Source organism: Bartonella sp. AA83SXKL, from assembly GCF_042196965.1.
In the GTDB taxonomy this organism is placed as follows: domain Bacteria; phylum Pseudomonadota; class Alphaproteobacteria; order Rhizobiales; family Rhizobiaceae; genus Bartonella.
This window is the reverse complement of the sequence record NZ_JBHIRG010000004.1, coordinates 132,126-152,901: the sequence shown is the minus strand read 5'-3', so window position 1 is coordinate 152,901 and position 20,776 is coordinate 132,126. Positions and strand designations below refer to the sequence as shown.

Here is a 20,776-nt window from a genome sequence, read left to right as displayed (position 1 = left end):
AGTAACAGCATGATGGATATAATGGACAAGATGAGAGCTCCTCCAAACATGTATGCTACATTCTGGTTGTAATCGAGCTTCATATCGCTCAAATAGTTTGCAAAGATATTCATCATCAGATTAAATACAGTTGCTAAGAGTAGAAACAGGATTATATAATTGGCGACTTGGATTATCCATTGCTGAAAAAAGCGATAGGTTGGTTGCCACAGTAAGGCAATGATGAAGATAGGGCCCAATCCTACGAGAAGTGTAATAGCGATTTTTGTCAGTATGACGAGACCACCGCCGATTGCCACGACGGAACTTGTTGCCAGCAAGATGAGGATACCTAAGAGGCTGTAAAGCAATCCATTGGCCTCGAAGAAGACGGTTTCCTGGAAAAGACGACCTGCATATTGGAATCCTTTGGTTGCTGCTTTGTCCAATAAATTCATTAACTGTGTATCATTGAGTGGATTTGTCATGAGCGCTTTTGATAACTCATAGGGCATTTGTGTTATCAAAATGGCAATTTCATTCTGATAAAGTCCTGTGGTAAGAGCTATTGAAGTAATAATACTTATCCGCAGGAAACGGTTTACGAATCCGGAAAGTGGCATATCGATAGCGCCCCGAATGATAAGCCATCCATAGATGATGAAAGCGATCGTGATTCCAATTGAAACGAAAGGTGTAATTGTAGCAATTGCTTTTGAGGAAATACCCGTGACATATGTTTGTGTTACCTGGTTAATTTTATCGAAAAGTTGCGTGAACATAGTGAAGTTCATGGCATTCCTCTTTAACGAATTTTCAATTTTTTATATGATTTTTAAGCATTTTTCGTTGAATTTTTTAAGGATAAAATGAAACTTCGTAGACCTTTTCGATCTATGAGAGAGAATTGAGTATTACGCATTAACTTTTTCTTTTTACGAGCATACAGGAAAATAATATACAAAATGTTATTATAAAAGCTTTACCTAATAAATCTTATGGTAGGCATTTTCGTGTTTTTACTATTCAAAATTTTTATGTTATGCTTATCTTTCTGTTGTTTGATAAGTGTATGTTCAGCGTTGCGTAAATGTGTAACCATTTGTAGTTTTGCTGTTTCATTTTGTAGCATAGCAAGCATTCCAATTATATGTGCTTGTAACTCGGCAATACTTTTTAGATCTTTTGTTGTCGTGATTTCGTTTAATAGTTCTTCAATTTGCTGAAAACGATTGTTTGCTTCTTGAAAAGTTTTTAAACTTACGGCTTTATCAGTGATGGCTGCATATTGGATGCGCTTGTTGATAAAACTGCTAGATTCATGGATAGTGACAGGAATTTCTTCTTCTTTTAAAATATTTTCAAGTGATGTAGATAGGGCAGAAGGTTTATTTCTATTGTAGAGATTCTCTGGATTTTTGAGAAAAAAGCTACTGTGATCTGTTTGTACATTTTTAAGTTTTTTAGTATCGAATTTTTGGCTTCCCGTTATAGACTCGTGTATCTTTTTTACTTCCTCAAGGTGTTTTTTTAGCATATCGAGAAGTTGGGCATCAGGTGGCGCTTTCTTTTGCTGTGGAGTTTTTTTAGGCTTTGATCTATTTGAAGATGACTTTCCAAAAAAATTGGGCCACGTCGTTGGAACGGATGCCGACAAATCGGCCGCCCCAGCGCCCCAAACCCAAGCCATCGCTGGGTTTGAAATCCCTAAAGTTATTACAACTACTATTGAAATGACCTTTTTTTTCATGTTTCCCTCCTGTCATTTTTTGCGTGCTGTAAGAAAATTGGCAACCATATTGCTGGATCATCACCAACTTCTGCGATAATGCTTTCGGCTAACTCTGCGTTATCAGGCGTTCCTGATAACACCAAGAGCTCGTCACTAAAGTCGTGTTCGATGGTTTTTCCATCGCGTGTCAGATGGAATTTACCAAGATTCAGTTCTGCAAGCGCAGATTGATCACCCTGCTTAATGAGGAATTGGCGACTAAACTCACCAAGTCCTTTAACGAGTTCAAATTCGGCATCTGTTAGTTTAAAGCCTTTTGTATAATCTTCATAATTTGCTTTGGGATTGGCTAGAAAAATGTAAGTTGCACACTGTTGAATGAGTGTTTTGGCAATATTACTTTCCAAGGCATCGCTAGGCTCTTGTGTTGCATAAACAAAAATACCATTTTGTTTACGGATAGTCTTTTGTTTATTTTTCGCTAAATCTTCAAAGTACGGATCTTGCAAAGGCTTCCAAAACTCGTCAAAGATATACATAAATCGCTGTCCGCTAATCATGCCTTCTGTGCGGTAAAGCAAATACATCATCACTGGAGTGCGAGTTTCAAAATTATCTAAGAATTCCGTGATATCAAAGCCGTAAATTTGATGTGTTGAGAGATCAAGAGCATCATGGGGATTATCAAACAACCACCCATAATCACCACCTTCACACCATTTTAGTAAGCGAGCATGAACAGATGGGTGAGCATTATAATCACTTAAACGTGGATTTGGTAAAAACTGTATTAGAAAGGACAAACGACGGAGTGATCGGTCAATGTTAGCACTCATAACAGACATAACGGCTTTGTTAATTTCTTCTTCGTCGTGATGCGTGACTTCACCACCAGCTTCTGCCAATTTTTTAACAAATTGTTTCAGAAAAATAAGATTTTCTTGTGTGGGTGGGAGTTGGAAAGGATTGAAACCACTTTTTCTACCTGGCTTGAATGTTAAATATTTTCCACCCATCGCTCGAATGGCAACTTCCATGCCACGATCTTTATCAAAAACAACAGTTGTCGGCTTAAATTTTTGTGCTTGTGCTAACAAAAAGCCAAGTAACACGGTTTTACCAGAACCAGATTGTCCGATAAGTGCGGTATTACCGAGCAAACGTTTATCTGTTGAGTCCTCTTCAAGTTTGGAGGCATGAAAGTTGAAATAAAGCGGTGTTTTACTGGTTGTTTTAAGAATTGTGACGGCTGGTCCCCATGGGTTGCCAGTGGGCTTTCCTGACATAAAATTATGAAAAGATGAAAATGATAAAAAGTTCAATGATGTAATCGGAGCAGGACGCGGTCTCCATTTCCAATTGCCAGGAAGTTGTGCCCAATAGCCAGCCTCTATTGCTAAGTCTACAGGTTTGGGCAGTACCGCAACGTCTAGTAATGCTGCACTTGCTTTGGCCATATGGTCGCGAACTTGTTGAATTGTATCACCATAGATCGTCAATGTGCAGTGATGTTCTCCCATGACAAAATGCCCACTGATAAGCTGGTTTAGTGCTTCGTCAATTTGTTCAATTTGGCTCGTTGCCACATCTCGTGCATCAATCAGATTACGCTGATGCCGTTGTAAATAATCTTTAGCAGCATGTCGGGAGAGAACTGAAAAGCTCTGCGTCAATACGAACTCGAAGTCACTTTCCAACAAAACATTCAATTGTCCTGGTTTGGTTGTTGCATCATATTCTTTAATTTCCAGCATTCCAAATCGACGCATTCCACTGGTTGTTTTCAGTTCACCAAGAGCGCCCCATTTTGAGAAAAAAGGTCGATTGACAGACATATAGTCAGCAAAACGATCATGGCAAATTGGCATAGGGCGATATTCACCATTGACAAGCATTCCAAGGAATTCAAGTGCAGAAGAATAAGCATGCCCACTTTTTTCATAAGCACCAAGAAGTTCTGCACCGTAACGGTTTAAAGATTGACCTAAAGTACGATTGATATCATTGAGTTCTTTGATACATGTGTCTTGTCGCATCTTTTTTTGATCAAGTGTTTCACGTTCATGCTTAGAAAAGAACGACATAATTTTATCCGCTATCGGTTGAAAAATGACAGTCAGATATAAATCATTGACCATCAAATTATAACCAGTAAAGCTTTGTCGATATTTTTCATCAAGCTGATAACAAAACATTTGATCAAATGTTGAATCAGGATATTCATAAACACGGCGACGCACAATATGTGCCCAAAATGATAAATTGGCCGATGCAAGCCCCCGTAGAGTATTGTTAAGCTCTTTTACCCATTGAAAAATATCTTCTTCTGAAGCGCTTTGATGCGAACGCCCGTCAATTTTCCAAATTGACAAATATTCCGCATTTTTAGTAGAAATAATCGTATCTGTAATATGATGTGAATAAGGCAGAAACAGGCTTACAGGTGCCTCTGATGCAAGGCGTTTGCTGCTTTCAACAGCTGTCATGTTTATCTCCTTTTACTATAATCAGAGGGACTATAACTTGATGCGCCCCAAAAACCTTTGTTGCGATTGCGAAATTTAGTATCGATCCATAACCACCAGATACGAAACGCCTTATCATCGTTTTTAGTGATTTGCACCATAATGAACCATAATGGTGGAGCTATAATCCACAAAAAGATACTTACTGTCATAGCAATAACAGCAACCCCCATAACCATAACAATGAATGGCATCATGGGTACACCCCAAATCGTTGGAACACGTGTTGCTCCTTTGAATAGGGGGAATTCTTTTTTTTCTTCTGATTTCATGGGGTGCTCTTATCACTGGAGGTGAAATAATATGTGGCTAATATAGAAGGCTGCACCAGCAATAATGACGCTGAATGCCCATCGCATAAATGTAGCTCTTGCGATAATGCGAAATATATAAATAAGCAAAAGTAATAAAAGAATGATAGCAGCAACGATAGGAATAATTATACTTAATCCATATTGCATCCCTATGAAAACATCTAAACTCTTTGTTTCCGTCTGAGCATATGCAGATTGAGTTATTAATAACATAACTGAAGTGATAACAATAACACTAATCTTATATATTTTTACCTGAAGTGTGTTTAATTGCTTCATATCTTTTATCCCCTTTTAATTAAAATTGCTCTAAATAATATTCCTTTTTTCGTAGTATGAGCGATATTACTACTGGTATACAGCTACTACTCGTTTTGTTATTAACTTTATTTATCGTTAACTTTACGATGTTTTAAACAACATTGAGACAAGTTGAGTTGCTGAACCAGCGATGACAACACCGATTGCCCAGCGTACAAAAGTGTCTTTTCCGATGTAGCGTCCTGCATAACCAATTGCTAAGCACAAAAGTATAACAGCAGCAGCAACAGGAATAATATGGGTAGTAAGATCTGTTTGTAGAGCTGTTAAAGCATCTTTAGCTTTTAAAACTTGCGCTTGGGAATGTACAGGATGAGCCGTAATAAATGTTGTTATAGCTGCAGAAATTGCTATGATTCTGTTGTTATTTTGTGATTTGAAATTATTTAATTTTCTCATTTTTTATCCTTTCAGAAAGCATTTATGAATGCTATGTGTTATTATTTTACATTAAATAACACTACCATCAGTGTATATACGATAGATAAATAAAATCTATTTTGTTAAAATTATCCTTATATATAATTCATTATGCTTTAAACAGCATTCCAACAAGTTGAGTTGCTGAGCCTGCGATAACAACACCAATTGCCCATCGTACAAATGTATCTTTTCCGATGTAGCGTCCCGCATAACCAATTGCTAAGCACAAAAGTATAACAGCAGCAGCAACAGGAATAATATGGTCAATAAGATCTTTTTGTAGAGCTGTTAAAGCCTTGTTTGCTGGACTCAAAACTTGTGCTTGAGCATATATAGGATGAGTCATAAAAAACGCGGTTATAGCGACAGAAGCTGGAATGGTTCGATTATTTTTTGACTTTAAATTATTCAATTTCTTCATTTTTTTAACCAATAATTATATTTAAATTTATTATTACTTAGTAAACAGCATCCCAACAAGTTCAGTTGCTGAACCAGCAATGACAACACCAATTGCCCAACGTACAAACGTATCCTTTCCGATGTAGCGTCCTGCATAACCAATTGCCAAGCACAAGAGGATAACGGCAGCAGCAACAGGGATAATGTATTTAACAAGATCATCTTGTAAACTTTTTAAAGCCTTGTTTGCTGGACTCAAAACTTGTGCTTGAGCACATATAGGATGAGTCATAAAAAATGTTATTATAGCTGCAGAAATTGCTATGATTCTGTTGTTATTTTGTGATTTGAAATTATTTAATTTTCTCATTTTTTATTCTTTCAATAAACATTTATGAATGCTATGTGTTATTATTTTACATTAAATAATACTATTATCAGTGTATCTACAATAGATAAATAAAACCTATTTTGTTAAAATTATACTTGCGTATAATTCATTACGGTTTTAACAGCATTGAGACAAGTTCAGTTGCTGAACCAGCAATGACAACACCAATTGCCCAGCGTACAAACGTATCCTTTCCGATGTAGCGTCCTGCATAACCAATTGCTAAGCACAAGAGGATAACAGCAGCGGCAACAGGGATAATATGGTCAATAAGATCTGTTTTCAGAGCACCTAAAGCTGTCGTTGCTTTGTTCAAAACTTGCGCTTGAGTGCATATGGGATGTGCCATAAAAGATACGGTTAAAACTGCAGAAAATGCAATAATTCGATTATTTTTTGATTTCGATTTACTTAATTGTTTCATTTTCTATTCTCTTAAGAGTTTTATCGTTATTTTCAACATCATTGAGATTATTACTAATTTATCTAAAATTAATAAGTAAAATCTATTTTGTTAAAATTATCCTTACGTATAATTCATGGAGCTGTTCCAAATAGCATTCCAACAAGTTGAGCTGCTGAACCAGCGATGACAACACCAATTGCCCAGCGTACAAATGTTTCTTTTTCAATATAGCGTCCTGCATAACCAATTGCTAAGCACAAGAGGATAACGGCAGCAGCAACAGGGATAATATTGTCAATAAGATCTGTTTTCAGATCACCTAAAGCTGTCTTTGCCTTGCCCAAAACTTGCGCTTGAGCGCATATGGGATGTGCCGTAAAAAATACGGTTAAAGCTGCAGAAAATGCAATAATTCGATTATTTTTTGATTTCGATTTACTTAATTGTTTCATTTTCTATTCTCTTAAGAGTTTTATCGTTATTTTCAACATCATTGAGATTATTACTAATTTATCTAAAATTAATAAGTAAAATCTATTTTGTTAAAATTATACTTACATATAATTTATGGAGCTGTTCCAAATAGCATTTTGACAAGCTCAGCTGCTGAACCAGCGATAACGACCCCGATTGCCCAGCGTACGAATGTATCTTTTCCGATATAGCGCCCTGCATAACCAATTGCTAGGCATAAAAGTATAACGGCAGCAGCAACAGGGATAATGTGTCCAATAAGATCTGTTTTCAGGGCATCTAAAGCTGTCTTTGCCTTGCCCAAAACTTGTGCTTGAGCGCATATGGGATGTGCCGTAAAAAATACGGTTAAAGCTGCAGAAAATGCAGCAATTTTATTACGAGCTGTTGTGTGAAGAATATTTAATTGTTTCATGTTCTTTATCCTGATTAAGATTAAAACTCCCACAAATGACCCCTCGTTCATGAAGAAACTTAAAAAGATATTTTGGATCAGCCCAAGTTCTTAGTTTTCCTCTTTGTGTAAGTAACGTATATTTATTTGGTTTTCCGGTGATTGGATCATCGGAAATAAACGTGAAATACCATTCCCTTTCTGAAAGCATCACGACTGTAATCTCACGTGCTGCTTTTTGACTAAATGCCATATCAACGCTGTTTTGTTCTATCATTTTCATTATCTTTGCCCTCAATTAGAAGAGATTTTTTTCAATCTTACTAATTAGAGCTTTAACATTTTCTTATCTACCTTTCATTATAATATCCTATCAAAATTCTGGGTTTTCGTGAAAATATCAATCATCACTCTAGCGATTTTCTCGATGAAGAAAAATCTTCAGCTGAAAAAGCATCGTGGGCGCTACTTTCTTTATGTGTAAATGCATCTTCCTCTCCTTTTGAAGAGAGAGGAAGAGAATCTACTTTAGTTGTCTGTTCTGGTTCTTCTTTTTTAAGCTTTACAGGCTCCTGCAAGTCTTCATTTCCTCGTACAGCAGCTTTTACTCCAATATATGAAGTAATTTTTTGCATACGGGTGTGGTTTGAGTTTTCTGTATTGTAAAAATTCAGCACAGACTGCAAAGTCGCTTTTTCAAAGATGCACTTTGATGTTGTTTGTTCATAGCAGTAAGTTAAAGCGCTTTGTACAGCTGTAATATTTCTGCAAAAATCAAACGCATCCAAAAGAGAAAACAATTTCACATTTACAACATTAATTTGCCCTAAAATTATGTTAAAATTATGTTCACTCTGTTTAGCTGTTGCGATTGTTTCTTTAAACTGAGATGATTGATAGAACAAGTTATCTTTATCATCTGTTACATAGACATTGTCCCGCGTTTCTTGTTCGGCAACAACTGAAAATGTCATGGGAGGCATATTGGATATGTATGCAGCAGCAAAAAATGTGAAATCTGGAACAATCATTAGCAATACACCTTATTATGAAGAATTTTATTAATACAAATGCTAATTCTGTGTTGTGCTTTTTCTCGTTGTCTTTTGATTTTATAAATTTGTAGAATGAGATTGTTTAGCTTAGAATATTCCTTGTGATTATTGCTTTGTTCTCTTCTAAGAATATTTCTAATATATGCGAATATCCAACCAACAAGATAAAAGTGTGGAATAAAATATAGTACATTACGCCAACCAATATTATTGGAATCACGAAGAAAGGCGCTGCTTTTAAAAAATAATAATCTTTGATACTGTATTGAAGCTGCTTGTTTTATATAATTCTCTAGTTGCAAAAATCTTTTCAAAAAAAATTTATACGAAGTAAAAAGCCGTTGTGTATGAGGGGAGGTTTTCTTGTCATAATGAACTACACCATCAATATACAGAGAGGGCTTGTTCTTTGTTGCGTATTGCCATAACTTATAGAGTGACGATTTATATTTACTTTTGACTACTGATTCATGAGAGTCAGAGAGGTGTGATGGTGTTTGAGCACTGCATTTAGCAGTTCCAGCGATTGAGCTGAAAAAAGATGCAGTGGCGGTAATTGATATACCAATAAACAGTTCTTTGTGGCTCAAAGCACATCTCCGTCAAAGTGATATATGTATCGTAATTTTAATTTCGATAATAAATGGACAAAAATTGTCTATAATTGTGTTTAAAATATGGCAAAAAGAAATTCTTTTTTGCAAGGGGAGTAATTAAGGTGAATGATCTCAAAAATATGAATTTTGATGAACTACAAGAGATGCGTACACAAATCGATGTGGAATTAAAAAAACGGCAAGCAAAGGAAAAGCAAAATGCGCGACGAAAAATTCTTGAAATTGCTAATGCCCATGGAATTGATATCGCTGATCTTGTGAGCAAAGAGCGCCATTATAGAAATCCCAATAACCAATGGGAATTATGGAATGGGCGTGGACGTAGACCTAAGTGGATTAAAGAGTGGTTGGAGAATGGGTATACACTTGATGAACTCGAAGTAACGTAACACGTGTGCGATCTTTACAAGATAAGGGAATACCAAGGAATGTAAATGCAAGAAGTATGCTCTTTTGGGTAATTTAATTGTATAAATATACTGAACGAATATATTAAAGTATTGAGTTACCAAATACAATGATAGGGAGCGTGAAAAAGTTTATTTAAATGCAAAAGGTCTTGTTGTTATAATCTGGCAAGCATAATGATGATGCCAGATTGGAATATTGTAATTGCTTTTGGCATTTGAGAGAGGGGGATATTTTACTTCTTTTTATCGTTTCATTAACGGTGCTCTTTTTAGTCTATGTAAATAAAGAGTTTTATTGATTATTTACAAAAATGGTCGAAATGAGAATAATTTATTGCATAGGGATTTTAACTTAATATGTAAAATGATAATTTTATCAATTAATATGTTAATAAATTAGCATACTTATATTTTTGAAATACTGTTCTGTAGAACAAGCCTGATGTTATAGGTTTTGTTTGGTCTTTTTTCTGTAAGATTATATACGAGGCATTTACTTTATTTATCGTTCGTTTAGTTGAGATGAGTGAGTATATAGAAAAATGGAAAATTTCTATGGCTGTTATGGGTTTTATAGAATTTATGACATATTTCTGAGCGTTTGTGATTAAAATTCATTTATGAGCGTTTATGAATAATGAATAAAGAGCGTATTTGAAAATAAAAGGATTGGATCATTTCTATTGCAGTTTATCTTCTTTTATGGTGTGAAATAGGGGGTGATATGCAGGTTTACAATTGTGTGTGATGGTATAGAGTACGGAACACTTTGTTATATATTGGAATATTTTTTCTAAAGTCGTGTGGTATTCCACAATAAGTTAAAGAGTTTGTCTGAGAAGCAGAATGCCCCAAACGGAATACATTTATGTTTCCAATTTACGCGCTTTTTTAAAAGAAAAATTTTTCAATGCAACTAAGCTTATTTTATAGCGCTTTTCGTGAATAGTATAACGTAAAAGTCCCTATGAGCATATAAAATCCATTGTACACCACCATTTGTACTTCAATAAAAAGTATAAGCCGGCGTCATTATATACTTTACTCGCCTACAATGTTGCTAAAGTCCTTAGTTCTTGAGAGGGGGAGACTTTTTGTTGCTTTGTTTAATTGTTTTTATTTATACGACACTCTCACTTGTGATGTACAAGCGAATGATTTTGATTGCTTCAACGTGAGAGAGATTTGAAATAAGGGTATTTTATGATCTTTAGATTTCTCACTCAATATGAGAACAATGAACTTATTATTGTAAATAAAGTGTTGTGTGCTAAAAAGTCTTGTTTATTTTGTTATGCCGTGAAATGGCTTCTTTTAAGGTGTGGTGATATAAGGTAACCTCTTTGAGACATTAAACGTTTTTTCAGTGCATGGTGAATATTCTTAGAATGTAGCTTGCTTGTCGAGTTTTATGTTAAGTGAAATATGGGAGGAGGAAGTCAAAAAAAATTACTCGACAGGAATCCGGTTTGTAAACAGATTGGATGAGATAGGAATTTTTTGTTCTTTGAAGGAGGAAGGCAAAGGTTGTAAAAAAAGTGAAATAGTATGAATTTTTGCTTAAAGTGGGAAGCCGTGTAGAAGACGTGGGGCATTTGGAGAGAGTCCGGCAGCTTCTTGAATGAAGTATTTTTTTATTTTTGGTGCTTGATTAATGATTCCAAGTCCGGTATCGCGGAGCATCCGTAAAAGAAGGCTATCATTAGAAAAGAGTTTATTAAGCCAATCATTGCTTAAAGCCATACGGACAATTTCAAAACGTCTCCAGCTTTGATAGCGCTCTAAAGCCGTGAGGGAGCCAATGTCAAGACCTAGTCGTGCTGTTTCAATAATCACTTCAGCGAGGGCAGCGCTATCGCGTAATCCTAAATTGAGTCCTTGTCCTGCAATGGGGTGGATGGTATGGGCGGCATCGCCAACGAGAGCAAAACGTGGTTTAACGCATTGACGTGTTAAAGAAAGACTCAAAGGAAAAGCTTGACGTTCGCCATCCCAAGAGAGTTTGCCTAATCGATGGCCAATGCGTCTTTCGAGTTCTGTTTCAAAAATAAGTGCATCAGCTTTGAGATAATATTGCGCAGTTTTATGATCTTCATTCCACACAATGGCGGATCGGTTGCCTTTGAGAGGGAGAAGAGCAAAAGGACCGGCAGGTAAAAAATGTTGAATTGCTTGACCATTATGGGGTTTTTCATGTTCAACTGTGCAGATGATTGCTGTTTGTTTATAGGGATGAGAAAAGTTTTTAAGATCTGCTTTTTGGCGTAATTTCGAATGGGCTCCGTCAGCTGCAATAAGCAATTTTGTTTGCCAAACCTCTTCATTATTTAAAGTAACGGTTGTATGTTGGTCTTCTTGATGAAAATCAATGACACGGGTGTTTGTAATAACAGGGATATTGAGATCTTTGACACGTTTTTTTAAAGTGTTGATGAGTTCTCTATGCTCTACCATAGCAGCAAAGGGCTCGCCGGGATTAATGTCGCCTTCAAAGGTTAAAAGAGTGGGTTTGACAGGATCATTTGTGCTTGTATCTGTGATGATCATTGAATGAATGGGTTGCGCATAGGGTTTTATAGATTCCCAACATTGTAATTGTTTTAACATACGAATAGAAGCAGCAGCAAGGGCAATGGTTCGTATGTTAGAAGCAGGGGTATCTCCTTGTGGAGCAGCATCAACGATTTTTATTTTCAGATTAGGGGCTGTTTGCTTGAGTGCTGTCGCTAGGGTTAAACCGACAGCTGCCCCCCCTGCAATGAGCAGATCACATTGTTTAGTTTTATGAGATTTAATTTTTTTATTGGGTTGTACGTTTTTATTGCGATTAGAACACACAATACTTCTTCCATTGTTTATAGTTTGCTTTCTTTTAAAAAGAATATCTTTTTACATTGCCTAAAATATCTTAACTTTTACTTTTCTCTCTGCTTTACAAGAACGAGGTTTCTTTTTGGCGCCAATCTGATGACGGATTGGTTTTTCAGAGTTTTTCTGCTTAATCATTTATGTGATTCATCTTACAGATTTATCGGATAAGCTTTTTTGAATATTCCTCTTCAATTCTTTTTACACTTGGTTGATAAAAAAGAAAACTAAAAATAAACAAAGATGGTCGTGTATTTTTTAAGTTGTGTGAGTTACTTCAGTATGCCTGTTCTGAAGGGGGATATTTAGTTAGTATGATAGATAAAAAATTGTTGTCATTCGTGATGGTTAAAACAGTATTCATATTTTGCCGTTATCATGATGTAGCATAAAAAATATTATTTGTTTAGGAAGGTGCCTATAGGACCCATGTGACATTTTAACACATGAGGTGTTTTTTGGTTGATCGTGTGATAAATATCTTGGGAGAGCTTTTTGTGTGTCTTATGAAGGATAGTCTCTTAGGGTGGTGATATATGAGTGATATGAAGTGGTTAGAAGGTAGAACGCGCTAGATAAGACGTCGGATTGTTTACAGGCTATTTGTTTACAGATCGGTACAGAGTTTTAAGCTTCATCCTTTTTTAAGAGAGAGAGGGAGTTATAACTCTTTAAAATATGAAAGTTTTGTATTTGGAATTGATAGATGCACCGAAGTTCTTCTCCTTATGATTCATTAGAAGTGCGAAATTCTCAAGGTTCGCGTCTTATTGAGATGTTTTTACGTCAGATAGGGGTATTTATTGGGCTTGGGCTTTTGGGCTTTATTATTTTTTGTGTGTTTGCTTTGGCGACGTGGAATGTTGAGGATCCATCTTTAACCCATGCAAGTACAAATGAGGTTACAAACCTTATGGGGTGGATGGGGGCAATTTTTTCAGATTTTATTATGCAGTTTTTTGGCTTGGCAAGTCTTTCTGTTTTGTTGCCACCGTTATTTTGGTCTTTTCTCTTGTTGGCGCAAAAGAATATCTACAATTTGACTTTGCGCTTTTTTTTATGGATTCTATCAACGATTTGTTTTTTAATTGCTTTTGCCCTTATGTCACCTGTTGCTTCTTTTACTTATTGGCCATTGCCAATGGGATTGGGAGGGGTTTTAGGAGATAAAGTTTTAAGTGTTGCTTCTTCAGTCTTTCCTCTTTTTCTTTCTCCTCCTTACACGGTGTTTTTCAGTGTTGTTTTTATTCTTTTAGGTTTTTTCACCGCTGCTTTTGCTGGTAATGTGATATGGCGGCGTCGAACAAAGAAAAGAAAAGAAAAAAGCATTCCCAAAGACGAAATCGTTAATCCAGTCTTTGAGTTGGAAGAAGATACGGAATATGCCGCAGAGGAGGATCGTGAAAATCATGGTTTTTTTGCGACAACTTGTGGCGCTCTTTTGCATCTTTTTTATTTTTTTCAAGCGCGTTTTTTTCGTTTATTCTGTTTCAAAAGGCGTTTTCAGAGTAAAGGGCAAGGAAAGCCATTTGATCGGATTGAGCCAACTTTTTTAGGTGAAAAAGTAAAGTGTGAGGAAAATCAAAATAAAGCCTATATTTCTCCTGTTAAAAATCGAAAGTCTTTAACAGCTTCTTCAAAGGGTGGTTTTGTTCTTCCTCTTGTAGATTATCTTTCGGTTCCACCACCGTCTGTTAAGGATGCAAAACTTTCTCCTGCTATTTTAAGAGCAAATTCTCAGGAGCTTGAAGGGGTTTTGTTAGATTTTGGGGTCAAAGGAAAAATTATAGATGCTTGTCCTGGACCGGTGGTAACTTTGTATGAATTTGAACCGGCTGCAGGCATTAAGTCTTCCCGTATCATTGGTTTGGCAGATGATATTGCACGCTCGATGCGTGCGATTTCGGCGCGTGTTGCGGTGGTTCCAGGACGTAATGTTATTGGAATAGAATTGCCTAATGCAAAGCGTGAGATGGTTTATTTACGAGAAATGTTGCAGGCGCAAGAATTTATTGACAGCAAAGCCAAGCTAGGACTTGCTTTGGGTAAGACAATCGGGGGGGAAGCTGTTGTTGCAGATTTAGCAAAAATGCCCCATCTTTTGGTTGCTGGTACAACAGGATCGGGAAAGTCTGTTGCTATCAATACAATGATTTTATCATTGCTTTATCGTATGACACCTGAACAATGTCGTCTCATTATGGTGGACCCGAAAATGCTTGAGCTTTCGGTTTATGATGGCATTCCCCATTTATTAACACCCGTGGTGACAGATCCTAAAAAAGCCGTGATTGCTTTAAAGTGGGCTGTTCGTGAAATGGAAGAACGCTATAGTAAAATGTCAAAACTAGGCGTTCGTAATATTGATGGGTTTAATGCACGTCTTAGGGAAGCTGCAAGTCAGGGAGAGACAATGGTGCGGACAATTCAAGTTGGATTTGATCGCGAGACCGGTGAGCCTCTTTATGAAACGGAAACACTTGATTTTAGTCCTATGCCCTATATTGTTGTCATTATTGATGAAATGGCTGATTTGATGATGGTTGCTGGTAAAGACATTGAAGGCGCGGTTCAACGCTTGGCACAAATGGCACGTGCTGCCGGTATCCACGTGATTATGGCGACACAGCGTCCTTCCGTCGATGTTATTACTGGGACGATCAAAGCCAATTTTCCTACACGTATTTCTTTTTCTGTGAGTTCAAAAATTGATAGCCGAACAATTTTAGGTGAACAGGGGGCCGAGCAATTATTGGGACAAGGAGATATGCTCTTTATGATGGGAGGAGGACGTATTCAACGTGTGCATGGTCCTTTTGTTGCGGATGATGAAGTGGAGCAGGTTGTTGCGCATCTCAAAGCGCAAGCACGACCTGATTATTTGGAAACAATTACGCAAGAAGTTGAAGAGGATGGTGCTGATGTTTCTTTGGCTTCTCCTTCAGAAGATGATCCCTATAGTCAAGCTGTTGCTATTGTGCTTCGTGATCGTAAGGCTTCGACTTCTTATATTCAACGCCGTTTAGGCATTGGTTATAATCGTGCTGCGACACTGATTGAGAGGATGGAAGAAGAAGGTATCATTAGTCCAGCAAATCACGCAGGGAAACGAGAAATTTTAGTGCCTGCTGAAGAAGAGCGCTTTTGAAAAATCTTTATAGTTGTTTTTTATAATATCTTATAAAACAAGTGTTTGTTTACTGTATCGTAGAAAGTCTGCATTTTCATACACCAGTTCTCGATTTGCGATAGCTCCTTGGCACTTGGAACTCTTTATAAGGGGATTCTTTATCTTATATAACTTTTATCCACACACCAACCTTGCTTGTAATGTGCAAGCAAATGATTTGAGTTAATTCAATATGAGAGAGTATGTGATGAAAGAATCTTATTGTATTTGGCGTTATGATTTAAGTTAAAAAGATAAATTATTATAAATCAATATCTTGGTATAAAATAATGTTATTGCGAATGTAGGGGTGTAAAAGCATGTAAGACTTGATATTTAAGTGTCTTTTTAAGTGCGCTCTAAATATTTAGGGCAAGGCTGATCTGTCGAGTCTTAATATAAATGAATTATATGGGGTGGGAAGCTAAGTGAAATTTGCTAAACTCCAAACTGTTTACAGAGCGGTTGTGGTGAAAATTTTTATTCTTTTGGGTGAGAAGGAAGTCAAAAAAGTATTTTTGATACTTAAAAGAGCTTTCAGGTTTGCGAGTAATATGTTTAGTCCTTAATCCATTATGTCTTGACTATAATTTATGTTGCTTCATAGATTAGGGGTGGAAAAGAATATATTATGCGTTTAGAAAAGCAGGAAATTTGGATGCTTTCGGAAACTTAAACGCAGACTGATTATTTGGAAACGATACCGCAAAAAATAAAAAAGGATGTTTCTTTAGCTTTTTCTTTAGCAGATGATTCCTATTGTCAAGCTGTTGCTATTATGCTTCGTGATCGTAAGGCTTCAACTTTTTATATTCAATGTCGTTTAGGCATTGGTTATAACCGTGCCGCCACATTGATCGAAAGGATAGAAGAAGAAGGCATCATTAGTCCAGCTAATGATATGGGTAAGCGAAAAGTGTTGGAGATTGTCGAAGAAGAATACTTTTAAAAATCTTTTGATATTTTTTTCAAACAATATCTTTATCTTATAAAGAAGGGTATTTATTCGTCGTTGATCACTTAAGTTATGAATTATAAAGTCAATTAAGTATTGCTTGGGAGCATTTTTTATGAAAACGTCTTTTTTACCGCAAAGAAGAGTCTTTGGGTTGGTGGGAATTATTATCTTTTGGTGTTTAACTGTTCCTGTTTTTTCGCAAGCATCTAATAAAGTGATAAAGGCGCAAAATGTTGTGAATCACTTTGCGGCAATCAAAACAATGACAGGTGATTTTATTCAGTTTAGTCCAAAGGGAAAAATGTCTCAGGGGACATTTTATTTAGAGCGCCCAGGGAAAATTCGTTTCATTTACAAAAAAATGCCTTTACAGATTATTTCAGATGGCCAATTTGTAGGTATTAACAATCGGGCTTTGAATACTTGGAACTTTTCACAACTTTCGCAAACGCCAATGAAATTTTTGTTGGATGATAAAATTGATGTATCTTCTGGGCGCTTGTTCGCATTTCGCGAAGATCCAGGGGCTGTAACGATTGTTCTGCATGATAAAACGATTGGGGCAGGGCAAATAAGGATGGTTTTTGATTCTAAAGGCTCTGCTTTGCGACAGTGGACAATTGTTGACCAACAAAATTTGGAAACTACTGTGCAGATTATGAATGTGCGGACAGACGTCCGGTTCGCTAATGGGATGTTCACACTTCCTTCGAAGAAATGAAGAAAGAGTGTTACGTCATTGGGATTAAAACAAATGTTCTTTCGTATTGCAACTTGGAATATTAATTCTATTCGTTTGCGTCTTGCACAGGTTTTTCAGTATTTGGATCTCTTTTCCGTAGATGTTTTGTGTCTACAGGAAACAAAATGTCCAGATGCTTTATTTCCAGTGGAGGCTTTTGAAGCAGCGGGTTATAAGCATATCGCATTGAGTGGACAAAAATCTTATAACGGGGTGGCTATTGTTTCTCGTTTGCCTTTTAAAAAGGTAGAAAAGCGTTTTTTTTGCCAAAACCAAGATTGTCGCTATATCTCAGTTATTGTGGAAGCCCATGGGAGAAGCTTGCGGATTCATAATTTTTATGTTCCTGCTGGGGGAGATATTCCAGATGCTGATGTGAATGAAAAATTTCGTCATAAGCTTGATTTTTTAGAAGAAATGTCTTCCATACGTGCGGATCAAGGAGATGGTCTTTCTTCTCTTTTGGTGGGCGATTTAAATATTGCTCCTTTGGCAGAGGATGTTTGGTCTCATCAGCAATTGTTGAAGGTTGTAAGCCATACTCCTATTGAAACCGAGCGTTTACAGGATTTGTGTTGTCAAGGTGGATGGGTTGATCTGATGCGGTTGCATATTCCTGCTCCTACCAAGCTTTATACATGGTGGAGTTATCGTGCACGCGATTGGGCATTTACCGATTATGGGCGGCGGCTTGATCATGTTTGGTCTTCTCCTGATTTAGCACCTTTTGTTGTAGATCTTTCGATTTTTCGTGATGCGCGCGGATGGGAACGCCCTTCAGATCATATTCCTGTGCAAACTGTATTTGATTTTTCACGTCAAGTTTGAAATAAGAGGTAAATAAAGTATTAATATTAAATAATGATTCTGAAAGAATGCGGGAGACTAGATGTATATCAGAAATCTCAAAAGGGGCGCTTCTCGTGGATTACTTTCTATTGTCTTGTTGTGGTTGCTTTTGTCAGGATGTATGGTTGGTCCCAATTACCAGAAAACATCTTTTCGTGTTCCAGCAGTTTGGGGAGAAAAATCTGCACAGACTGCTGGACAGCCAGTTGCGCTTGCCGGATGGTGGCGGCGTTTGAATGACCCTGTTCTAGATGCATTAATGGATTATGCGATTTCTGGAAATAATAATGTTGCTGTTGCCAAAGCTCGGGTACGTGAGGCGCGTGCGAGTTTAGGACAGGTTGTGGGAACTCTTTTGCCAAATGTGTCCAATTCAATTTCAGGAACCCGTAGTCATTCTGCACAGTCTGATGCATTGTTAAACCAATACCGTAGTGGTTTTGATGCAAGCTGGGAGCTTGATTTTTTTGGTGGGCATAAACGAGCGGTTGAAGCAGCGCGTTATGGTCTTGATGCGGCTGTGGAAGATATGCGTGCTACCATGGTGACATTGCTAGGAGATGTGGCAACAAATTATGTACAAATGCGTGGTTGGCAACAGAAATTGTTGATTGTGCGTCAAATTGCTGTATCACAACGTAAAACCTATGAATTGATGCGTGCTAGATTAACAGCTGGTGATGTTTCTGAGCTCGATGTTTCAAATGCGCAAGCACAAATGGCAAATACAGAAGCAGATATATCACAGATGGAAGCGAATTTAGCAATGAGCGTTCATCGCCTTTCTGTCTTAATTGGTCGTGTGCCTACGGCATTGAAGGCTCTTTTACAAAAAAATGCTAAGTATGCAAAGATTCCACAACCGCGCTGGCCGATACCAGCAGGAATTCCAGCTGATATTTTGTTAACACGTCCGGATTTACGACGGGCAGAGCGTCAATATGCGCAAGCGACAGCGCGGATTGGTCAACGTGAAGCAGATCGCTATCCATCACTTACTTTAACAGGTAATATTTCGACAGCCGCAACGGCGATAGATCAGTTATGGAAAAATTCAACGATTGGCTGGTCTTTTGGACCTGGTCTGCGTTTTCCTTTTTTTAATGGAGGTCAGGTTGAGGCTTCTATTGCTGTCGCGCGTGCACAGCGTGATCAAGCTTTTATTACTTATCGGGCTGCTGTTTTGGGAGCTTTAGAAGATGTAGAAAATGCGTTGGTAAGATTAACTAAAGAACATCAACGCTTAGAAAAGCTAATCATTGCGAATAAAGCTTCTCTTCATTCCTTAAAACTTTCACGGAGTCTTTTTGAGAATGGAAATACCAGTTTTCTTGAATTGTTAAATGCTGATCGCTCTTATTATTCTGCACAAATGGCACTTAAAGATAGCCGTGTTTCTTTGGTTACACAATATATCACGTTGATGAAAGCATTGGGGGGGGGCTGGGATGGCGTTGTTGATGTATCATGTCCGGAAGTCGTTGATGGTGCACCTCGTTCGCGTGCAAAGGTAGGGAAATGAAAAAAAACTTACTCAAAAATTTCATTACAAAACACAAAAAACTTTCCTTCTTTTTAACTGCTATATTTCTCATTCTCTTGTTTTTATGGTTGCGTTCTGTTTTTTTTGGAACATCTACTCCAACTTATATAACAGCGGTGGTGAAGCGTGGGGATATTGAGGAAAGTGTTTTAGCTTCTGGTCTTGTACGTCCTTACCGGTTGGTGGCAGTTGGTGCGCGAGCAACAGGGCGTGTGGTGTCAATGCATGTTTCCCCTGGGAGTGTTGTGAAAGAAGGCGATCTCTTAGCAGAAATTGATCCTACAGATCAGGAAAATGATTTAAAAAGAAAAAAAGCAGCATTATCGCATTATTATGCGAGTTTGGTAGAACAAGAAGCCTATCTTTCTCTTGCACAGAAAAATTTAGAGCGTCAGAAAAAAATGATTGAAACACGTGCGGTTTCACGTGCGAACCTCGATGAGGCTACGACACAGGTGAAAATACGCGAGGCGCAAATTGAACAACTTCGTCAGCAGATTGTGCAAGCACAAATTGATGTGGAGAGTGCAGAGGTTAATTTAGGTTATACACGCATCACTGCCCCTTCAGCGGGAACGGTTTTGGCAACAGTTGTGGAAGAAGGGCAGAATGTGAATGCGGTTCAGTCGGCGCCAACAATTGTTATTTTGGGTGATTTATCAAAGATGACGATCAAGGCGCAAATCTCAGAAGCAGATGTTCTTAAAGTCCGAGCTGGACAACCACTTTATTTTACAGTTCTAGGTAATTCACAGCGTCGTTATGAAGGCGTTTTAGAAAAAGTAGAGCCGGCTCCTGAAACAATTCGTGCTGATGTGAGTATTAATCCTGGTATGGTGAGTGGTTCTAGTGCTTTAATCTCATCGGCTATTTATTATAACGGAATTCTACATGTTGATAATGCGGACAATTTTTTGCGAACCTATATGACTGCTCAAGTTCATATTATCTTAGGGCGCGCACAGAATGTCTTGTTGGTTCCAAGTAATGCTTTACGCGATGAGACAAGAGAGCGTAAAGCATGGGTTTCTGTTTTGGTGGGGGAAAATAAGTTGGTTACTAAACAGGTGAGCGTTGGGTTGAATAATAAGGTTATGGCAGAGATTATTTCAGGACTTAACGAGGGTGATGTCGTCGTCACCAGTTCGTCTGATGGAGTGATGCCCGAGTCTTCTAACATGCATAGCGAAGACGAGAGTTAAAG

At 37.4% G+C, this 20,776-nt stretch carries 21 protein-coding genes and 1 pseudogene; 7 read left to right on the top strand and 15 right to left on the bottom strand.

Annotation, left to right across the window (positions count from 1 at the left end):
- The 14 genes from ACFINO_RS03615 to ACFINO_RS03550 all read right to left on the bottom strand — a co-directional run.
- A partial coding sequence (locus ACFINO_RS03615) for a type IV secretion system protein (protein ID WP_375655070.1) occupies positions 1-773 on the bottom strand: 773 nt, incomplete at its 3' end.
- 188 nt (positions 774-961) lie between these two features.
- On the bottom strand, positions 962-1,729 hold the full coding sequence (locus ACFINO_RS03610) for a type IV secretion system protein (RefSeq protein ID WP_375655069.1): 768 nt from the start codon (positions 1,727-1,729) through the stop codon (positions 962-964).
- Positions 1,726-4,197, bottom strand: coding sequence for a VirB4 family type IV secretion/conjugal transfer ATPase (locus ACFINO_RS03605; RefSeq protein WP_375655068.1), 2,472 nt, complete (start codon positions 4,195-4,197; stop codon positions 1,726-1,728). The genes ACFINO_RS03610 and ACFINO_RS03605 overlap by 4 nt, the downstream gene beginning before the upstream one ends.
- A 2-nt stretch (positions 4,198-4,199) precedes the next feature.
- On the bottom strand, positions 4,200-4,508 hold the full coding sequence (locus tag ACFINO_RS03600; RefSeq protein ID WP_375655067.1) for a type IV secretion system protein VirB3: 309 nt from the start codon (positions 4,506-4,508) through the stop codon (positions 4,200-4,202).
- A 12-nt stretch (positions 4,509-4,520) separates the two neighbouring features.
- Positions 4,521-4,829, bottom strand: coding sequence for a conjugal transfer protein (locus ACFINO_RS03595; protein WP_375633484.1), 309 nt, complete (start codon positions 4,827-4,829; stop codon positions 4,521-4,523).
- A gap of 123 nt (positions 4,830-4,952) precedes the next feature.
- Positions 4,953-5,270 (bottom strand): VirB2 family type IV secretion system major pilin TrwL, encoded by a 318-nt coding sequence (trwL, locus tag ACFINO_RS03590; protein ID WP_375633483.1) that lies wholly within the window; start codon positions 5,268-5,270, stop codon positions 4,953-4,955.
- Positions 5,271-5,400: 130 nt separating this feature from the next.
- Positions 5,401-5,715 carry a VirB2 family type IV secretion system major pilin TrwL gene (gene trwL / locus ACFINO_RS03585; protein ID WP_375655066.1) on the bottom strand — a complete coding sequence of 105 codons (315 nt, stop codon included), beginning with the start codon at positions 5,713-5,715 and terminating at the stop codon, positions 5,401-5,403.
- A 33-nt stretch (positions 5,716-5,748) separates the two neighbouring features.
- Positions 5,749-6,066: a VirB2 family type IV secretion system major pilin TrwL gene (gene trwL / locus ACFINO_RS03580; RefSeq protein ID WP_375633481.1), complete on the bottom strand. Its 318-nt coding sequence runs from the start codon at positions 6,064-6,066 to the stop codon at positions 5,749-5,751.
- Positions 6,067-6,196: 130 nt separating this feature from the next.
- Positions 6,197-6,511: a VirB2 family type IV secretion system major pilin TrwL gene (gene trwL / locus ACFINO_RS03575; protein ID WP_375655065.1), complete on the bottom strand. Its 315-nt coding sequence runs from the start codon at positions 6,509-6,511 to the stop codon at positions 6,197-6,199.
- 113 nt (positions 6,512-6,624) lie between these two features.
- Positions 6,625-6,945 carry a VirB2 family type IV secretion system major pilin TrwL gene (trwL, locus tag ACFINO_RS03570; RefSeq protein ID WP_375636529.1) on the bottom strand — a complete coding sequence of 107 codons (321 nt, stop codon included), beginning with the start codon at positions 6,943-6,945 and terminating at the stop codon, positions 6,625-6,627.
- 113 nt (positions 6,946-7,058) lie between these two features.
- A complete protein-coding gene (trwL, locus tag ACFINO_RS03565; RefSeq protein WP_375620008.1) occupies positions 7,059-7,382 on the bottom strand; it encodes a VirB2 family type IV secretion system major pilin TrwL in 324 nt (107 codons plus the stop codon).
- Entirely contained in the window at positions 7,345-7,644 is a 300-nt protein-coding gene (korA, locus tag ACFINO_RS03560; protein WP_375613158.1) for a KorA family transcriptional regulator, read from the bottom strand. The genes trwL (ACFINO_RS03565) and korA overlap by 38 nt, the downstream gene beginning before the upstream one ends.
- Before the next feature lie 124 nt (positions 7,645-7,768).
- Entirely contained in the window at positions 7,769-8,392 is a 624-nt protein-coding gene (locus tag ACFINO_RS03555) for a TrwN protein (protein ID WP_375655064.1), read from the bottom strand.
- Entirely contained in the window at positions 8,392-9,006 is a 615-nt protein-coding gene (locus ACFINO_RS03550; protein WP_375655063.1) for a hypothetical protein, read from the bottom strand. Before ACFINO_RS03550 ends, ACFINO_RS03555 begins: the two co-directional genes overlap by 1 nt.
- A gap of 128 nt (positions 9,007-9,134) precedes the next feature.
- On the opposite strand from ACFINO_RS03550, the gene ACFINO_RS03545 reads away from it, so the two are divergent.
- A complete protein-coding gene (locus ACFINO_RS03545; RefSeq protein WP_015857007.1) occupies positions 9,135-9,422 on the top strand; it encodes an H-NS family nucleoid-associated regulatory protein in 288 nt (95 codons plus the stop codon).
- Between the two features lie 1,581 nt (positions 9,423-11,003).
- Here the strand turns inward: ACFINO_RS03545 and ACFINO_RS03540 are convergent.
- A complete protein-coding gene (locus tag ACFINO_RS03540) occupies positions 11,004-12,281 on the bottom strand; it encodes a ubiquinone biosynthesis hydroxylase (RefSeq protein ID WP_375633475.1) in 1,278 nt (425 codons plus the stop codon).
- Between the two features lie 736 nt (positions 12,282-13,017).
- On the opposite strand from ACFINO_RS03540, the gene ACFINO_RS03535 reads away from it, so the two are divergent.
- From ACFINO_RS03535 to ACFINO_RS03510, 6 genes and pseudogenes are all read left to right on the top strand, one after another.
- Positions 13,018-15,459 (top strand): DNA translocase FtsK 4TM domain-containing protein, encoded by a 2,442-nt coding sequence (locus ACFINO_RS03535; RefSeq protein WP_375655062.1) that lies wholly within the window; start codon positions 13,018-13,020, stop codon positions 15,457-15,459.
- Positions 15,460-16,165: 706 nt separating this feature from the next.
- Positions 16,166-16,429, top strand: a pseudogene (locus ACFINO_RS03530) (DNA translocase FtsK); the annotation flags it as partial.
- 121 nt (positions 16,430-16,550) lie between these two features.
- The gene (locus ACFINO_RS03525; RefSeq protein WP_375633473.1) at positions 16,551-17,159 is read left to right on the top strand and encodes an outer membrane lipoprotein carrier protein LolA; all 609 of its coding nucleotides are present in this window, start codon (positions 16,551-16,553) and stop codon (positions 17,157-17,159) included.
- 33 nt (positions 17,160-17,192) lie between these two features.
- Complete coding sequence (locus tag ACFINO_RS03520; protein WP_375617894.1) at positions 17,193-18,008, top strand: exodeoxyribonuclease III; 816 nt, start codon at positions 17,193-17,195, stop codon at positions 18,006-18,008.
- A 61-nt stretch (positions 18,009-18,069) separates the two neighbouring features.
- Positions 18,070-19,551, top strand: a complete 1,482-nt coding sequence (locus tag ACFINO_RS03515) for an efflux transporter outer membrane subunit (RefSeq protein WP_375655061.1) — start codon at positions 18,070-18,072, stop codon at positions 19,549-19,551.
- Positions 19,548-20,774, top strand: coding sequence for an efflux RND transporter periplasmic adaptor subunit (locus tag ACFINO_RS03510; RefSeq protein ID WP_375633471.1), 1,227 nt, complete (start codon positions 19,548-19,550; stop codon positions 20,772-20,774). The genes ACFINO_RS03515 and ACFINO_RS03510 overlap by 4 nt, the downstream gene beginning before the upstream one ends.
- Positions 20,775-20,776 lie beyond the last annotated feature (2 nt).